The following is a 16348-nucleotide window of genomic DNA, read 5'->3' as shown; positions in this document are numbered from 1 at the left end:
TCCACCCATCCCACGGCATCTTGATGACGTCCGACCAATTCCTCACCGCGGCACTGCGCAACCCGGTCAATCCAGCGATCACAGACGAGCTTGACCGCCTCGGCTTGCCCGACGCCTGGCTGGTGGCCGGCTGCCTGGTGCAGAGCGTGTGGAACGTGCTGACGAACCGGGCGCTCGATCACGGCATCAACGACTACGACGTCTTCTATTTCGATCCGGATACGTCGTGGGAGGCGGAGGACGCGGTGATTCGCGAGCTCACCGCGCGGCTCGGCCATCTCGGCGTCGCGATCGAGGTCCGCAACCAGGCCCGCGTCCATCTCTGGTATCCCGGCAAGCACGGCGTGCCCTACCGTGCGCTGTCATGTTCGACCGACGGCATCGATCGCTTCCTCAGCGCGAACGTGCAGGTCGGCATCCGCCGCAGCGCTGGCGGCTACGATGTGTATGCGCCAAGCGGCTTTGACGATGTCGCCGGCATGATCGTACGGCCGAACCGGACCGCGAATTTTTCCGCGGCGAATTACACGAAGAAGGCAGCGCGCTGGCAGGCGCTGTGGCCGGAGATCACGGTGCTGCCGGCGGAGTAGCCTGTCGTCCCTGCGAACGCAGGGACCCATAACCACCGATGCTGGTTATTGCGCGATGCTGGAATGACGAATCCCGTTCGCGACGCCCGCCGCGGAGTATGGGTCCCTGCTTTCGCAGGGACGACAGATGTGTGTGCGGCCCTACAGATCTGTGCGGCGGCCCTACCGCACCACGCCCGAGGTGAACCCGGCCTTCCGCCGCGGCGGCTTGATCTCTTTCTTCAGGAAGCAATGCGCGTCGCGGCCGGCATAGCCGGGCCGGGCATAGGTCCAGGCGCGGCACTTGTTGTCGGCGGTGCAGGCGGCCTGGCAGGCCTCGTCGCCGTCGCTGCTCTTCAATTCGAAATTCTTGTAGTCGCCGCCGAGGCGATCGATCGAGGTTTCGATGGCGCCGTTGCGCGGTTCGACCACGCCCGCGCCGCGCACACCAGAGACGCAGCAGACGTCCTGCACCCGCGGCGGCACGGTGTTCTTCAGCCAGCACACCGCGCCGTTGTTGGCGTCGCTCGGATAGCTGAAGCTCCAGGCACGGCAGCGGCGGTCGCGCTCGCAGGTCAGCGCGCAATCGGCGGGGTCGCCCGACGTCACCGGCGCGTTCAGATAGTCGCCGCCGGGACGGTCGAAATTGGTTTGCGCCAATGCCGGGCGCGTGACGACAACGGCCGACAAGACCGCGAACATCACCACACACGCCCTAAAGAGGCGGCCTATCCCCATGAGATTGCTTTCAAATTCGCACAGCCCCGCGCTTCCCGCGGGGCGTCATTTGAACGCCATGAACCTGTACGGCTGATGAACGGCAAGACAACGGCAGGTGCGACAACACCGCCGTCCGCACGCGTTCGGGGCCCAGGCCGGGATTAGAAGGCGTACTCCTGATAGGCCGGTTCCACCGAACCGTTCCAGGGCCCGTTGAACTTCTCCAGCATCTCCTCCGCCGGCGAACGGCCGGTCTCGATGATGCGCTCGAGCGGTTCGAGGAAGCGGCTCTCGTCGCGGCCGAGATGGTCGATCCGGCCGCGCCGCCGCAATCCGGCATGCGACAGCACCAGGCACTCCTTGGCGATCTCGAACAGATAGCGATCCTTGATCCGCGCCTTGAAGCCGAAACGCGGCACGTCATCGCGCAACGCCTGCCGCTCCGGCGCGGTCCAGTGCCGGACGATATCCCAGGCGCCATCGAGGCTGTCATTGTCGTAGAGCAGCCCGACCCAGAACGCTGGCAGCGCCGTCAGCCGGCCCCACGGCACGCCATCGGCGCCGCGCATTTCGAGGTAACGCTTCAGCCGCACCTCGGGGAAGATCGTCGAGAGGTGATTGGCCCAGTCCGACAAGGTCGGGCGCTCGCCGGGGAGGATCTTGTTGTTGCCGGCGAAGAAATCGCGGAACGACGAGCCAGAGACGTCGATATATTCCTCGCCGCGCTTGACGAAATACATCGGCACGTCGAGCGCGTAGTCGACATAGCGCTCGAAGCCCATGCCGTCCTCGAACGCGAACGGGATCATGCCCGAGCGCGCATTGTCGGTGTCGCGCCAGATCTCGGAGCGGAACGACAGGAAGCCGTTCGGCTTGCCCTCGGTGAACGGCGAGTTGGCGAACAATGCGGTCGCGATCGGCTGCAAGGCCAGCGACACCCGCAGCTTCTTCACCATGTCGGCTTCGGAGGAGAAGTCGAGATTGGTCTGCACGGTGCAGGTCCGAAACATCATGTCGAGGCCGTATTTGCCGACCTTCGGCATGTAGTTGCGCATGATCTTGTAGCGCCCCTTCGGCATCACGGGGATCTGCGCGCGCGACCAGGACGGCGTCATGCCGAGGCCGAGGAAGCCGATGCCGAGCGGGGTTGCGATCTCCCGCACCTGTGCCAGATGCGCCATCAGCTCCGACTGCGTCTGGTGCACGGTCTCGACCGGCGCGCCCGACAATTCGAACTGCCCGCCCGGCTCGAGCGAGATCGCGCCGCCGCCGGTGACGTCATAGAGCCCGATGATGTTGCCGCGCTCCATGATCGGCTCCCAGCCGAGCAGAAGCTTCATGCCTTCGAGCAGCGCACCGATGCCCTTCGCGCCCTCATAGGGCACGGGGTGACGGCCCTCGAGCGTGAACGGGGTCTTCTCGTGCTCGGTGCCGATCCGGAATTCGGACTCGGGCTTCACGCCGGCTTCAATCCACGCCACGAGTTCGTCGCGCGACTGCAGCGGCGTCATGTCGATCTGGTCACGCGCCATAGAAAATCCAACTCAAGGGCGCTTCGATCGAAGGCGCGCGGTGGCAGGGACATCCGCGGGCCGCAACGGCCACGGATGATGGGATCAGGAATATCATCGGGCGGGCACGCCGTCTCGTGCGGGCGCGGCCTTGGTATCGCTCTTTGCGTCGGTCTTGGTGTCGCCCTTGGCGTCGCTTTTGGCGTCGCCGCAGGAACAGCCGAGACGGTCGAGCAGACCGCACAGCCGCTGGGCGTCGGCGTCGGACAATTTCGAGCCGACATGCTTGTCGATCGCGGCCGAATAGGCGCTCCACATCTTCTTCTGCAGCTCGCGTCCGGCCTCGGTGATCTCGACGAACTGGCCGCGCTTGTCGATCTTGCATTCGCGCCGGGCGGCAAGCCCCTCGTCGACCAGCTTGTCGATCAGCCGCGAGGTCGAATATTGCGGGATCAGCATCTGCCGCTCGAGCTCGACCGGGCGCAGCTCGCCGGACGGCGCGCGCGACAGTTCGAGCAAGGCGTCATACCAGGCGAGCGGCGGAAAGCCGGCCTTCTTCAGATCCTGCTCGACGCAGTCCAGCACCCGGCTCGGCACCCGCATCAGGCGGATCCAGGCGGCCGTCGCCTCGCTCGATAGCTTGCGTTTCATCGTCTAGTCCATAAGGTCCCGGCACCGACTGTACCGCACTGAATGCATCTGCATCAATCTTGACTATTTCATGCAGGTGCATGTAGGCAATCCCTCTCCGGACGCCAAGAACAAGGGAAGGAATACCCCCCATGAAGCTTTATTACTCCCCCGGTGCCTGCTCCCTCTCCCCCCACATCGCCCTGCTGGAAGCCGGCCTGCCCTATGACCTGGTCAAGGTCGATCTGCGCGCCAAGAAGCTCGAAAACGGCGACGATTTCCTGCAAGTGAACCCCAAGGGCCAGGTGCCGGCGCTGGCGCTGGATTCCGGCGAGATGGTCACCGAAGGCCCGATCATCATCCAGATGATCGCCGACAAGGCCGCCGACAAGAAGCTGGCGCCCGCGAGGGACTCCAACGAGCGCTACAAGCTGCTCGAATGGCTGAACTACATCACGACCGAGCTGCACAAGAATCTCGGCCCGATGTTCTCGCCCGTGCTGTCAGACGACGCCAAGGCCTTCTTCAAGGACCGCGCCATGGGCAAGTTCAAATATGTCGAGAGCCAGCTTGCCGGACGTGAATACCTGATGGGCAACCAGTTCACGGTCGCCGACGGCTACCTCTTCACCATGATCATGTGGGCGCAGGACCGGCTCGGCTTTGACTTCTCGGGCCTGCCGAACGTGACGGCCTACAAGGCCCGCGTCGCGGCGCGCCCGAAGGTGCAGGAAGCGCTGAAGAAGGAAGGCCTGCTGAAGGCGGCCTGAGCTTTCGAACCTGTTTGACGAGACGCAAGGGCCGGATCGAGATCCGGCCCTTTTGCTTGCACGGCCGGCCGCGGGCGAGGCCGCTTACAATTTTCGGCAGTTTGTCATCGTCCGGCTAAGCCTGCTTTCGCCATGCCGCGAACACCGCGCCCGGGTTTCGGCAACTATTCCCCCGATCGTGCGTAGCCGGATTGCTGCCTCACCCAGCGGGAGATGCGCCTATGAGTAGCTCGCTATCCAGCAACGCCGCCGACCGGATGGTCGAGGTCCTGGCGGGCTCGACGGCGCTGCTGGCAAATCCCACCGGCGGACTGACCGACCTGCCAATCTCGGTGACATCGGTTTTGCCTGACGACAGTTTGGCCGATACGACCGTCGCCCAGCCGGCCCACGGCCTGGTCGACTTGTTGCCAGCGACGAATGCGCTGGAGAGCACGACATCCCTCCTCGGCGACGGCACCGCTGCGGTGACCGGTTCCGATCTGCCGCTGGTCGGGAGCTTGCTGAACACGAGCGACCTGCCGGTGATCGGCAGTGTGTTGAACGCGGCATTGCCAGTCGAATCGGATTCGACGGCGCTCGCAGCATCGGGCGGAACGCTGCAACCGGCGCTCGACACCGCCACGACCGCGGTTCAAAGCGCAGTCCATTCCTCAGCCGATGTCCTGTCCCAGGCAACCGCCCTGCCCGACATGCTTCATGGCGTCACCAATCTCGGGCAGGCGATCGACCTCGGCAGCATCACCACGCTCGGGACCGGCAGCGGCCATGCCAATCTGGTCGCCGACGTTCTTGATGTGCCCGGACAGCTCCTTGCCGGCAATCTCGGCGAGACGATCGCGCATCTCGGCGCCGATATCACCGGCGTGGTTCATGCCGTCTCGGGGCTGGCGAACACAATTGTCTCCGACGTCAGCGGTCTGCTGAGCCCGGTCACCGGACTGGTCAACCAGCTCAGCCATGGGCTTCTCGATAACGGCCTGCTCGATCTCGGTGCCCTCACCGGCACGCACGGCCTCAACATCCCAAATCTCGGCGGTGTCGGCGCGGATGGACTGGCCGGCAATCTGCTCGGCAGCCTGAACCTCAGTCTCCTCGGCGACAGCAGCGCCTCCGGACACGCCGCAAGCGCACCGGTCGCAGCGCCGGTCGATCTCGGCGCGGTCGCGCATGATCTGCTCTCGCCGCTCACACATGGTCACGGCATCCTTGATACGCACGGCACACACATTCTCTGAAACTGCCGCCAATCGGCGGAAGCGCGGGATCGCCGCGCTTCCGCACATCCCTCTCTATGTCCATTGGGCATCACAGGCTTGAACATCCGCGGGGCGCGATGATCGGTCAGGGCAAACGTTTCTCCTCACTGCCGGTTGAACTCCGGGACGCGGTGACGGCCGTGCGCGGCGCACTGGTCGCCGTCGCGATGGCGAGCGGCCTCGTCAATCTGCTGATGCTGGTCGGCCCGGTCTTCATGCTGCAGACCTACGACCGCGTGCTGCCGAGCCGCAGCATCGCAACCCTGGTCGGCCTGCTCGTGATCGCCTTGGTGCTGCTCGTCGTGCAGGCCGGCGTCGACGTGCTGCGCAGCCGGCTGTTGGCGCGCATTGCCGAGATCTTCGACGAGACCATTCGCGGCGCGGTGTTCGACAGCGTGCAGCATGCCGCGCTGAGCCGGCCGAACGGCGACGGCCTGCAGATCATGCGCGATCTCGACACCGTCAGGGGCTTCATCGCCGGCAGCGGCCTGGTCGCGATCTTCGACCTGCCATGGACCCCGCTCTACATCATCGTCTGCACGCTGTTTCATCCGCTGATGGGCTTGGCGGTGGCCGGCGGCGCCGTCGCGCTGGCGCTGATCACGGTCGCCGCCGAGTTGTTCACGCGCGCACCGACCCGCTCGCTGGTCGCACTCGCCTCGTCGCGGCGGCAGATGGCGGAGACCGCGTTCCATCACGCGCCGGTCGTGCATGCGCTCGGCATGCAGCAGCGGATGGGCGAATTGTGGTCGGAGCGCACACAGGCGTATCTGAACGCGCAGCGCGTGACCTCCGATTTGACCGGCACGTTCGGCAGCGCCTCGCGCTTCCTGCGCATGATCCTGCAATCCGGCGTGCTGGCGCTCGGCGCCTGGCTCGTGATCAACCAGCAGGCGACCGCCGGGGTGATGCTGGCCGCGACCATTCTCTCGATCCGCGCGCTGGCGCCGATCGAGCTTGCGATCGCCAATTGGCGCAGCTTCATCGCGGTCCGCGCCAGCGTCGGCCGGCTTGCCGAAGCCCTGACGGCGGTGCCGTCGCGGTCGGCGTTCACGCCACTGCCGGCGCCAAAGAACGAGGTTCGCGTCACCTCGATCAGCCTGACCGCACCGGCCACCGACGCCGTGGTGCTGCACGAGGTCAGCTTTGCGCTGCGCGCCGGCAACGCGGTCGCGGTGGTCGGCCCCAGCGGCTCCGGCAAATCGACCTTGGCGCGCGCGCTGGTCGGCATCGGCGCGCCGGTGCGCGGCGTGATCCGGATCGACGGCGCGACGCTGGCGCAACGGGATCCGCGCGCGTTGGGCCCGTCGATCGGCTACCTGCCGCAGGACGTCGCATTGTTCCGCGGTACCGTGGCCGAGAACATCTCTCGCTTCGCAGCTAGCCCGGACGCCATCAAATTGCTCGCCGCCGCGCGCGAGGCCGGCGTGCACGAGTTGATCCTCCGGCTGCCCGACGGCTACGAGACCGAGGTCGGCGACGGCGGCCTGATGCTGTCGGGCGGCCAGCGGCAGCGCATTGCGCTGGCCCGCGCGCTCTATGGCGATCCGTTCCTGGTGGTGCTCGACGAGCCGAACTCGAATCTGGATTCCGAAGGCGAGCGCGCCCTGATCCACGCCATCGCCCGGGTCCGCGCCCGCGGCGGCATCGTGGTCGTGATCGCACACCGGCCGGCGGTGCTGCAGGCGGTCGACCACATGCTGGTGCTGAACGAAGGACGCATGCAGGCGTTCGGCACCACGGCGGCGGTGCTGCCCTTGTTGGTGCCGAAGGCGCCGCAGCCGACACCGGCCACAGCGGCGGAGCCGGCACCAGCCCCGGCGCGCCGCAAGCGGAAGAAGGACGTGGAGCCCCGGCAAAATGCCTAGCGCCCGGCAATCGGTCCATCATCATATCCTGGCGGTCGCGATGGCCGCGGCGTTCCTCGTCGCCAGCATCGGCATCATGGGTGCGGCCACCAAGATGTCGGGCGCGATCATCTCGCAGGGATCGCTGGTGGTCGAATCCAGCGTCAAGAAGGTGCAGCACCCCTCCGGCGGTGTCGCCAAGAAGCTCTTGGTCGAGGACGGCGCCCGCGTCGCCAAGGACGATCTGTTGATCCTGATGGACGAGACGGTGGCGCAGGCCAACCTCACCGCCGTGACCAAGAGCCTGTGGGAGCTCGAGGCGCGCCGCGCGCGGCTGCAGGCCGAGCGTGACGGCGACGCCGAGATCGCGTTTCCCGACAGCGTGGCCTCGCTCAGCGATCCGGCGGCGCAGGCCGTCGTCTCGGGCGAGCGCCGCTTCTTCCAGCTGCGCAAGGACGCCAATGACGGGCAGAAGCAACAGTTGCACGAGCAGATCGCGCAGCTCAAGGAGCAAATCGGCGGCATGCAGGATCAGTTGAGCGCCAAGAAGCAGGAAGCCGATTTGATCGCCAACGAATTGACCGGCGTGCAGCAGCTCTGGGAGCAACGCCTGGTCTCGCTGTCGCGGCTCTCCACGCTGCAGCGCGATTCCGCGCGGCTGCTCGGCGAGCGCGGCCAGCTCACCGCGTCGATCGCGCAGGCCAAGGGCAAGATCTCGGAGACCGAGCTCAAGATCCTGCAGGTCGATCAGGATTTTCGCTCTGGCGTCGCCAAGGAGCTCGCCGATGTCAGAGCCAAATATGCCGATGCGATCGAGAAGCAGGTCACCGCCAAGGATCAGACCGAGAAGCTCGAGATCCGCGCGCCGCAGACCGGCGTCGTGCACGATCTCATCATCCACACCCAGGGCGGCGTGATCGCGGCCGGCGAGACCATCATGACCATCGTGCCCGATCAGGACAATCTGATCGTGGAGACCCATGTTGCGCCGCAGGATATCGATCAGGTCAAGCTCGGCGCATCGGCAGTCCTGCGCTTCACCAGTTTCAACCAGCGCACCACGCCGGAGATCGAGGGCGAGGTCAGCCGGATCGGCGCGGACGTGTCACGCGACGACAAGACGGCGCCGACCTATTTCCTTGTCCGCATTGCGATTCCAGCGCCGGAGCTGAACAAGCTCGCGACCGCACATCTGCTGCCGGGCATGCCGGTCGAGGTGTTCATCCCGACCAGCGAGCGGACGGTGCTGTCTTATCTGATGAAGCCGCTGGCGGATCAGGTGCACCGCGCCTTCAGGGAGAAATGAGCGGTGCAAACTTTCGACGCGCGGTGGAACAAATCAAATTTAATCCGCATTCTACCGGTTAAGACTAAGTCGGCGTACTTTCGGCTGAGGGCTTTGCCGTCATTGTTCGTGCGATCCAACTGACCGACTATGACCTGCGGCGCGCCCTCCGCTCCAACTGGTCTGAAAATGTGACGATCGTCTCCACGCTTTTATTGACCAGCACGCTCGTCGGGCTGGCAACCAGTTTGTACTTTCGGGTTTGGACATTGATGCTGGTGTCGCCGCTGATCGCGGTGCTCGCGGCAATCGTGCTCCAGTCCGATGGCTATGCATTTGCCACCGGCGCCCCGATCGTCGTCGCCTGCCTCGCATTCAACCAGATCGCCTATCTCGTCGGCGCTTTGCTGTCGCCGGACAATGACTCAATGGCGGAAGAAATCGACGGCGTTCCACGCCGCGGCCGCGAGCACAAGATCCACGGCCAGAACGAGTAGCGCAAGGCCGGTCCAGGAAGGCCCCTTGCCGCGCAAGCGCAGCGGATTCAGGCGTCGCGACGATGAGAGCGAGAAGGAACGCTTGCCCGCAGTTTCGGCAGCCCCATCCTTGAGCACAACACGCATTGCACGACACCCCAGCCTGATCGTCGCCTTGCTGATCTTCCAGACGATCAACCAGCAAGAGTGATGCCAGCAGCATGGTGCCAGTTGGGAACAAGCGTGGCGGGACTTTGACCGCCATGACCGTCACGCAACAGGATCAAGTCGGATCGATGACCGGCTTGATCCTGTGCGATGTGTCCCGGAGAGAGACGGCGCTTACGCCGCCTGCTTCTTCGGCGGGAAGCGGCCATAGAAGGTCTCGCCCTTGGCCGCCATCTCCTCGAGCAGTTTCGGCGGCGTGAAGCGCGAGCCGTACTTCTTCTCGAAGGCGTGGCAGAGTGCGACGAAGTTCTTGGTGCCCATGAAGTCGATGTAGGACAGCGCACCGCCGGTGAACGGCGCGAAACCGAAGCCGAGGATCGAGCCGACATCCGCCTCGCGCACGTCGGTGATGACGTGATCCTCGACGGTGCGTGCGGCTTCCACCGCCTGCACCACCAGGAAGCGCTGCTTCAGTTCCTCGACGCTGAGCGTATCGGGATCGAGCTGCTTCGGTTGCAGATTGGCCAGCCCCGGCCACAGGCTCTTCTGACCCTTGCCCTTCTCGGGATAGTCGTAGAAGCCCTTGCCGTTCTTGCGGCCGTAGCGGCCCTGGTTCTCGACCATCTCGACCATCAGCTTCTTCTGCGCCTGGTCGATCGCGTTGGGACCGAGATCGGCCTCGGTCGCCTTGGTGATCTTGAGGCCGAGATCGAGCGCAACCTCGTCCTGCAGCGACAGCGGCCCGACCGGCATGCCGGCCATCTTGGCGGTGTTCTCGATCATCGCCGGCGGCACGCCTTCGAGCAGCATCTCGTTGCCCTCGGAGATGTAGCGCATCACGCAGCGGTTGGCGAAGAAGCCGCGGCTATCGTTCACCACAATCGGCGTCTTGCCGATTGTGCGGACATAGTCGAGCGCGGTCGCCAGCGCGACGTCGCCGGTGTTCTTGCCGAGAATAATCTCGACCAGCATCATCTTCTCGACCGGCGAGAAGAAGTGGATGCCGATGAACTTGCCCTGGTCCTTGAACTCCTCGGCCAGCGAGTTGATCGGCAGGGTCGAGGTGTTGGAGGCGAAGATCGCGCCGCCCTTCAGCAACGGCTGCGCCTTGGCGTAGGTGTCGGCCTTGACCTTGCGGTCCTCGAACACGGCCTCGATGACGAGGTCGCAATCCGAGATCACGTTGTAGTCTGATGTCGCCGAGATGCGCGCCAGGATGGCGTCGGCCGCCTCCTGCTTCATCCGCCCCTTGGCGATCAGGCCGTCGACCACGGTCTTGGCGTGGCCCTTGCCCTTGTCGGCGCTTTCCTGGTCGCGATCGACCAGCACGACGTCGATGCCGGCCTGCGCCGACACATAGCCGACGCTGGCGCCCATGAAGCCGGCGCCGATCACGGCGAGCTTCTTGACCTTGGTCGGCGGCACGCCAGCCGGGCGGCGCGCGCCCTTGTTCAGCTCCTGCATCGACAGGAACAGCGAGCGGATCATCGCGGCCGCTTCCTTCGAGCGCAGCACCTTGGTGAAGTAACGCGACTCGACGCGCAGCGCCGCGTCGATCGGCAGCTGCAGGCCTTCATAAACGCAGCTCATGATGGCGCGCGCGGCTGGATAATTGTCGTAGGTCTCGCGGCGATAGATCGCGTTACCGGCCGGGAACATCTGCATGCCCATCTTGGAGAAGACGGGGCCGCCGGGCAGCTTGAAGCCCTTCTCGTCCCACGGCGCGACGGCCTTGCCGCCAGCCTTGATCCAGTCCTTGGCGGCCTTGATCAAATCGGCCGCGGGCACCACGGCGTGAATCAGGTTGAGCGCCTTCGCACGCGTGAGATTGACGGCCTCGCCCTTGAGCAGCAATTGCATCGCATCCGCCGGCTGCACGAGACGCGGCACGCGCTGGGTGCCGCCGGCGCCGGGGAACAGGCCGACCTTGATCTCGGGCAGACCGAGCCGGGTCTTCGGGTTCTCGGCCGCGACGCGGTAGTGGCAGGCCAGCGTGATCTCGAAGCCGCCACCGAGCGCGAGGCCGTTGATCGCCGCGACCCACGGCTTGCCCGAGGTCTCGATCGCGCGGAACGACAGCGACATCTGGCGGCTCTGCTCGAACAGCATCTGGTTCGCCACTTCCTCGCCCTTCTCCTTGAAGAGCTGTGCGTAGCTGCGGTTCATGCCCTCGAGCATCGAGAGGTCGGCGCCGGCGCAGAACGCCTCCTTCGCCGAGGTGATCACGACGCCCTTGATCGCGGCATCGCTGGTGGTCTGCTTGATGATCTCGCCGATCTCTTGCGTGGAGACCTCGTCGAACACGTTCATCGAGCGGCCGGGGATGTCCCAGGTGACGAGTGCAATGCCGTCGGCGTCGACGTCGAACTTGAAATTCTTGTAAGCCATGTTGCTCGCTCCCCTCGCCTCAGACGCGCTCGATGATGGTGGCGGTGCCCATGCCGCCGCCGATGCACAGCGTGACCAGCGCGGTTTCCTTGTTGGTGCGCTCGAGCTCGTCGAGCACGGTGCCGAGGATCATCGCGCCGGTCGCCCCTAGCGGATGACCGAGCGCAATCGCGCCGCCATTGACGTTGATCTTGGCATTGTCGATGTCGAACGCCTGGATGTAGCGCAGCACCACCGAGGCGAACGCCTCGTTGAGCTCGAACAGGTCGATGTCCGACTTCTTCATGCCGGAGCGCGCGAACAGCTTCTCGGTGACGTCGACCGGGCCGGTCAGCATCATCGCGGGCTCCGAGCCGATATTGGCGAACGCACGGATCCTTGCACGCGGCTTGAGGCCGTGCTTGGCGCCCGCGTCCTTGCTGCCGAGCAGTACGGCGCCGGCGCCATCGACGATGCCGGAGGAGTTGCCGGCGTGATGCACGTAGTTCACCTTCTCGACCTCGGGGTGCGACTGGATCGCCACCGCGTCGAAGCCGGCCATCGCCGCCATTGCTGCGAACGACGGCTGCAGCTGCGCCAGCGACTGCATCGTCGTGGTCGGACGCATGTGCTCGTCCTTGGCGAGGATGGTCAGGCCGTTGACGTCCTTGACCGGCACCACCGACTTGTTGAAGCGGCCCTCGTCCCAGGCCTTCGCCGCGCGCTGCTGGCTCTGCACGGCATAGGCGTCGACGTCATCGCGCGAGAAGCCGTATTTGGTCGCGATCAAATCGGCCGAGATGCCCTGCGGCATGAAATAGGCCGGCACCGCCATGGAGGGATCCATCGGCCAGGCGCCGCCGGAGGCGCCGATGCCGACGCGGCTCATCGATTCCGCACCGCCGCCGATCACGAGCTCATGCTGGCCGGCCATGATCTGGGCGGCCGCGAAGTTCACGGCATCGAGGCCGGAGGCGCAGAAGCGGCTGATCTGCACGCCCGGCACCTTCTCGCCGAGGCCGGCGTTCAGCGCGGCGAAGCGGGCGATGTCGGAGCCGGCCTCGCCGACCGGATCGACCACGCCGAGCACGACATCGTCGACGGAGTCCTCGGGCAGATTGTTGCGCTCCTTGAGCGACTTCAGCGGCACCGTGGCGAGCGCCAGCGCGGTGACCTCGTGCAGCGCGCCGTCGGCCTTGCCGCGGCCGCGCGGGGTACGAACGTGATCGTAGATGTATGCCTCAGGCATGACGCCCTCCTTGATATGAGGATCATAATATATATGGAAGGAAGCGCCGCCGCAGCACTGCGACGGCAATTTTCAGGGCTTTCTTGTTTGACGCGGTTTCTTCACGCGAACCGTATCCACTTCGCTGGAAAACGCTTCAGAACGCTTCCGCGGCTAGTTCCATCGTGGTGGCGCTGCCGGTCTGGATCCGGGCCAGATGCACGGCGGTCTCCGGCAGCAGCCTCTCCATGAAGAAGCGGCCGGTCACGAGCTTGGTGTTGAGATAGGGCGTCGTGCCGGCGGCCGCCTTGTCCTGCGCCACCTTGGCCATCTTCGCCCACATGTAGCCCAGCGCGACGAGACCGAACAATTTCATGTAGTCGGTCGCGGCGGCACCGGCATTATCGGGCTTGGTCAGCGCGTTCTGCATCAGCCAGCCGGTGGCCTGCTGCAGATGGCCGAGCGCAGTCGAGAGCGGGGTGATGAACGGCTTCATCGCCTCCTCAGTGCCATGCTCCTTGGCGAAGGCGGTGACCTCGCCGAAGAACGCCATCGCCGCGCGGCCGCCGTCGCGCGGCAGCTTGCGGCCGACCAGGTCGAGCGCCTGGATGCCGTTGGCGCCCTCATAGATCATCGCGATGCGCGCATCGCGCACGAACTGCTCCATGCCGTGCTCGGCGATGTAGCCGTGGCCACCAAACATCTGCTGCGCCGAGACCGTGTTGGCGAACCCGGTGTCGGTCAGGACGCCCTTCAGCACCGGCGTCATCAGGCCCATGTGATCATCCGCGACCTGGCGGTCTTTCGGATCGTTGGAACGGTGTGCGACGTCGCTCTTCAGCGCGGTCCACACCACCATGGCGCGCGCCGCCTCGTTGAAGGCGCGGATGGTGAGCAGCGTGCGGCGCACGTCGGGATGCACGATGATCGGATCGGCCGGCTTGTCAGCCTCCTTGACGCCGGTCAGGGAGCGGCCCTGCAGACGTTCGCGCGCATAGGCGACCGCGTTCTGATAGGCGACCTCGGACTGCGCGAGGCCCTGCACGGCGACGCCGAGGCGGGCCTCGTTCATCATCACGAACATGCCCTGCATGCCCTTGTTCTCTTCGCCGATCAGCCAGCCGGTGGCGTTGTCGTAGTTCATCACACAGGTGGAATTGCCGTGGATGCCCATCTTGTGCTCGATCGAGCCGCAAGTGACGCCGTTGCGCTGACCGAGCGAGCCGTCGGCGTTGACCAGCACCTTCGGCACGACGAACAGCGAGACGCCCTTGATGCCGGCCGGCGCGCCTTCGATGCGCGCCAGCACGAGATGGATGATGTTCTCGGCGAGATCGTGCTCGCCGGCGGAGATGAATATCTTGGTGCCCGTGATCTTGAAGCTGCCGTCCGACTGGCGCACGGCCTTGGTGCGAAGCAGGCCGAGATCGGTGCCGCATTGCGGCTCGGTCAGGTTCATGGTGCCGGTCCATTCGCCGGCGACCATCTTCGGCACGTAGGTCTTCTTCTGCTCGGGGGTGCCGTGCACCAAGAGCGCCGCGGTCGCGCCCATGGTCAGACCGCCATACATTGAGAACGCCATGTTGGCGGAGATCTGGAATTCGTTGACCGCCTGCGACAGCGTTACCGGCAGGCCCTGGCCGCCGAACTCGGTCGGCGCCGAGAGGCCGAGCCAGCCGCCTTCGGCGACCTGCTTGAACGCGTCCTTGAAGCCCTTCGGCGTGGTGACGCTGCCGTCGTCATTGCGCTTGCAGCCTTCGAGATCGCCGGTGCGATTGAGCGGCTGCAGCACTTCCTCGCTGAGCTTGGCGGCCTCGCCGAGGATCGCCTCGCGCACATCGGCCGACGCATCGGTGAAGCCAGGAAGATTGCCGTAGCGGTCGATCTGGAAAACGTCATTGAGCAGGAAGCTGACGTCTTCGACGGGGGCTTTGTAGGTCGGCATGCTGATCTCCCGGCTGGCTCGCGGCCGCATGTGCGACCTATGCTGCGCAGCGTGTCCTTGGGTTTGTTGGAGCGGACCTTATCCGCTTCCGGAGGTCCGCGGCAGGTGCTAGCGAGACTAAAGCGCGATGCGATGAGGTTGAATCGTCATTGCGCTTTAGGTCCTTGTTTGCGCATGATCTTTTCGGAAAACCGCTGCGCACTTTTCCGGATCATGCTTACGATTGCGACGTTGCGCCGCTCTGCTTCATCAACTCCTCGCCCATCATCCGATGCAGCAGGTTGATCGCCTTGAGCGGACGCACCATCACCTTGAAATGCGTGATCCGGCCGTCAGCGTCGAACGTGATGATGTCGACGCCGTTGAGCTTGATGCCGTCGATCTCGTTCTCGAATTCGAGCACCGCGCCGGTGTCGCTCCGCCACTCGCCGAGATATTTGAAGGTCGGACCGCCGAGCACCTTGGCGGCGCTGGTCAGATATTTGAAGGTGATGTCGCGGCCGCGCTGCGGCGTGTGCACGACCGGACTTTCGAACACCGCATCGGGATGCAGCAGATCCCACAAAGCGGCGGTGTCGTGGGACTTCATGTAGGCGTACCACTTGTCGAGGCCCGGCTTGCTCATTCGGACGTCTCCTGCGGCGGGGTTGTAAGAAGCCTGAACATCGGCCGCGCGCGACAAGGCGGCACGCCGATCACCATATGCATATTGACGCATATGCACAGTAACGCATAAAGTCAAGCGAACTTCAGAAGGACGAACGCGGGAACTCAGATGGAGGTGGGCGTTGGCACTCGGTGACGCAATCCTCGCCTGCCTCACGGAGCGTCCGATGACGGGCTATGAGCTCGCCAAGACGTTCGATGCCTCGATCGGCTTCTTCTGGAAGGCCGACCATCAGCAGATTTACCGGGAGCTCTCCCGCCTGCGCGACAAGGGCCATGTCCAGGGCCGCGAAGTTGTGCAATCAGGCAAGCCCAACAAGCTGGTCTACACCCTGACGGCCGAGGGCCGCGCGGCGCTGAAGCATTGGGCGGCGCGGCCGAGCGTTCCGCCCTCGATCAAAGACGATTTGCTGGTCCGGCTCTATGCGCTCGACTGCGTCGACATCGAACCGCTGCGCAACGACCTGATGGCGCGGCTGGAGCATCACCGCGATCGCTATGAGCGCTACGAGCGTCTGCTCAACAAGCGCTTTCCCGACGGCACCGCGCCGCCGGCCGATGTCGGCAAGATGCTCAGCCTGCGGCTCGGGATGCGCCACGAGCGCATCGTGGTGGAGTGGTGCGAGGAGGCGCTCGACGCGCTGTCGGCGATGTCGGGCCGCGGCAATGTGCTGCCGCTCGACGACGGCAAGCGCGAGAGCAACCGCTAGAAACAAACTCGTCTTGGCTTGCCGCGTTGTCGTTATGCGCAGCGGATTTCGCTTTGCCTGAAAACGATAGGCCTGTCCTGATCCGGCGCAACAGGTTCCCGGATTCCCTAACTTTAAGGCCCGCCGGCTGCATTCCTTAACCCGTTATTTACCGTGAGGGGAAAAAGTCAGCAGCTGAAGCAGACGACCAGCGCAGA

15 protein-coding genes are annotated in these 16348 nt (G+C 64.9%); 8 read left to right on the top strand and 7 right to left on the bottom strand.

Annotation, left to right across the window (positions count from 1 at the left end):
- The first annotated feature begins 23 nt into the window (after window positions 1–23).
- Complete coding sequence (locus FBZ93_RS23645; protein WP_146988958.1) at window positions 24–590, top strand: nucleotidyltransferase family protein; 567 nt, start codon at window positions 24–26, stop codon at window positions 588–590.
- A 162-nt stretch (window positions 591–752) separates the two neighbouring features.
- Here the strand turns inward: FBZ93_RS23645 and FBZ93_RS23640 are convergent, their stop codons facing one another.
- The 3 genes from FBZ93_RS23640 to FBZ93_RS23630 all read right to left on the bottom strand — a co-directional run bounded on the left by FBZ93_RS23640 (window position 753) and on the right by FBZ93_RS23630 (window position 3451).
- Window positions 753–1307 (bottom strand): PAN domain-containing protein, encoded by a 555-nt coding sequence (locus FBZ93_RS23640; RefSeq protein ID WP_146988956.1) that lies wholly within the window; start codon window positions 1305–1307, stop codon window positions 753–755.
- A gap of 143 nt (window positions 1308–1450) precedes the next feature.
- A complete protein-coding gene (locus tag FBZ93_RS23635) occupies window positions 1451–2821 on the bottom strand; it encodes a glutamate--cysteine ligase (RefSeq protein ID WP_146988955.1) in 1371 nt (456 codons plus the stop codon).
- A 93-nt stretch (window positions 2822–2914) separates the two neighbouring features.
- Window positions 2915–3451, bottom strand: a complete 537-nt coding sequence (locus FBZ93_RS23630; protein ID WP_146988953.1) for a MarR family winged helix-turn-helix transcriptional regulator — start codon at window positions 3449–3451, stop codon at window positions 2915–2917.
- Between the two features lie 131 nt (window positions 3452–3582).
- Here FBZ93_RS23630 and gstA point away from each other — a divergent pair, with 131 nt between their 5' ends.
- From gstA to FBZ93_RS40730, 6 genes are all read left to right on the top strand, one after another.
- On the top strand, window positions 3583–4200 hold the full coding sequence (gene gstA / locus FBZ93_RS23625) for a glutathione transferase GstA (RefSeq protein WP_146988951.1): 618 nt from the start codon (window positions 3583–3585) through the stop codon (window positions 4198–4200).
- A gap of 221 nt (window positions 4201–4421) precedes the next feature.
- A complete protein-coding gene (locus tag FBZ93_RS23620; protein ID WP_146988949.1) occupies window positions 4422–5438 on the top strand; it encodes a hypothetical protein in 1017 nt (338 codons plus the stop codon).
- Window positions 5439–5536: 98 nt separating this feature from the next.
- Window positions 5537–7327: a type I secretion system permease/ATPase gene (locus FBZ93_RS23615; protein WP_146988947.1), complete on the top strand. Its 1791-nt coding sequence runs from the start codon at window positions 5537–5539 to the stop codon at window positions 7325–7327.
- On the top strand, window positions 7320–8612 hold the full coding sequence (locus FBZ93_RS23610) for an HlyD family type I secretion periplasmic adaptor subunit (RefSeq protein WP_146988946.1): 1293 nt from the start codon (window positions 7320–7322) through the stop codon (window positions 8610–8612). Before FBZ93_RS23615 ends, FBZ93_RS23610 begins: the two co-directional genes overlap by 8 nt.
- Window positions 8613–8782: 170 nt before the next feature.
- Window positions 8783–9088, top strand: a complete 306-nt coding sequence (locus tag FBZ93_RS23605) for a hypothetical protein (RefSeq protein ID WP_246667614.1) — start codon at window positions 8783–8785, stop codon at window positions 9086–9088.
- Window positions 9089–9113: 25 nt separating this feature from the next.
- A complete protein-coding gene (locus FBZ93_RS40730) occupies window positions 9114–9278 on the top strand; it encodes a hypothetical protein (RefSeq protein WP_167529183.1) in 165 nt (54 codons plus the stop codon).
- Window positions 9279–9409: 131 nt separating this feature from the next.
- Here the strand turns inward: FBZ93_RS40730 and FBZ93_RS23595 are convergent, their stop codons facing one another.
- The 4 genes from FBZ93_RS23595 to FBZ93_RS23580 form a co-directional block, all read right to left on the bottom strand.
- Complete coding sequence (locus tag FBZ93_RS23595; protein WP_146988942.1) at window positions 9410–11623, bottom strand: FAD-dependent oxidoreductase; 2214 nt, start codon at window positions 11621–11623, stop codon at window positions 9410–9412.
- Window positions 11624–11642: 19 nt separating this feature from the next.
- A complete protein-coding gene (locus FBZ93_RS23590; protein ID WP_146988940.1) occupies window positions 11643–12851 on the bottom strand; it encodes an acetyl-CoA C-acetyltransferase in 1209 nt (402 codons plus the stop codon).
- A 136-nt stretch (window positions 12852–12987) separates the two neighbouring features.
- On the bottom strand, window positions 12988–14775 hold the full coding sequence (locus FBZ93_RS23585; RefSeq protein WP_146988939.1) for an acyl-CoA dehydrogenase C-terminal domain-containing protein: 1788 nt from the start codon (window positions 14773–14775) through the stop codon (window positions 12988–12990).
- Between the two features lie 217 nt (window positions 14776–14992).
- Window positions 14993–15400, bottom strand: a complete 408-nt coding sequence (locus tag FBZ93_RS23580; protein WP_146988937.1) for a nuclear transport factor 2 family protein — start codon at window positions 15398–15400, stop codon at window positions 14993–14995.
- A 163-nt stretch (window positions 15401–15563) separates the two neighbouring features.
- Here FBZ93_RS23580 and FBZ93_RS23575 point away from each other — a divergent pair, with 163 nt between their 5' ends.
- Complete coding sequence (locus tag FBZ93_RS23575; RefSeq protein WP_146988935.1) at window positions 15564–16151, top strand: PadR family transcriptional regulator; 588 nt, start codon at window positions 15564–15566, stop codon at window positions 16149–16151.
- Window positions 16152–16348 lie beyond the last annotated feature (197 nt).

The sequence above is a fragment of the Bradyrhizobium macuxiense genome (assembly GCF_007993935.1).
GTDB lineage: Bacteria > Pseudomonadota > Alphaproteobacteria > Rhizobiales > Xanthobacteraceae > Bradyrhizobium > Bradyrhizobium macuxiense_A.
This window is presented reverse-complemented; position numbering and strand designations above follow the sequence as displayed.

Bases quoted from the DNA above. Each gene is read 5' to 3' on its own strand.
- FBZ93_RS23630 (WP_146988953.1), bottom strand. From the start codon at position 3,451: ATGAAACGCAAGCTATCGAGCGAGGCGACGGCCGCCTGGATCCGCCTG.
- FBZ93_RS23615 (WP_146988947.1), top strand. From the start codon at position 5,537: ATGATCGGTCAGGGCAAACGTTTCTCCTCACTGCCGGTTGAACTCCGG.
- FBZ93_RS23580 (WP_146988937.1), bottom strand. From the start codon at position 15,400: ATGAGCAAGCCGGGCCTCGACAAGTGGTACGCCTACATGAAGTCCCAC.
- FBZ93_RS23640 (WP_146988956.1), bottom strand. From the start codon at position 1,307: ATGGGGATAGGCCGCCTCTTTAGGGCGTGTGTGGTGATGTTCGCGGTC.
- gstA (WP_146988951.1), top strand. From the start codon at position 3,583: ATGAAGCTTTATTACTCCCCCGGTGCCTGCTCCCTCTCCCCCCACATC.
- FBZ93_RS23620 (WP_146988949.1), top strand. From the start codon at position 4,422: ATGAGTAGCTCGCTATCCAGCAACGCCGCCGACCGGATGGTCGAGGTC.
- FBZ93_RS23595 (WP_146988942.1), bottom strand. From the start codon at position 11,623: ATGGCTTACAAGAATTTCAAGTTCGACGTCGACGCCGACGGCATTGCA.
- FBZ93_RS23590 (WP_146988940.1), bottom strand. From the start codon at position 12,851: ATGCCTGAGGCATACATCTACGATCACGTTCGTACCCCGCGCGGCCGC.
- FBZ93_RS23635 (WP_146988955.1), bottom strand. From the start codon at position 2,821: ATGGCGCGTGACCAGATCGACATGACGCCGCTGCAGTCGCGCGACGAA.
- FBZ93_RS23610 (WP_146988946.1), top strand. From the start codon at position 7,320: ATGCCTAGCGCCCGGCAATCGGTCCATCATCATATCCTGGCGGTCGCG.
- FBZ93_RS23585 (WP_146988939.1), bottom strand. From the start codon at position 14,775: ATGCCGACCTACAAAGCCCCCGTCGAAGACGTCAGCTTCCTGCTCAAT.
- FBZ93_RS23645 (WP_146988958.1), top strand. From the start codon at position 24: ATGACGTCCGACCAATTCCTCACCGCGGCACTGCGCAACCCGGTCAAT.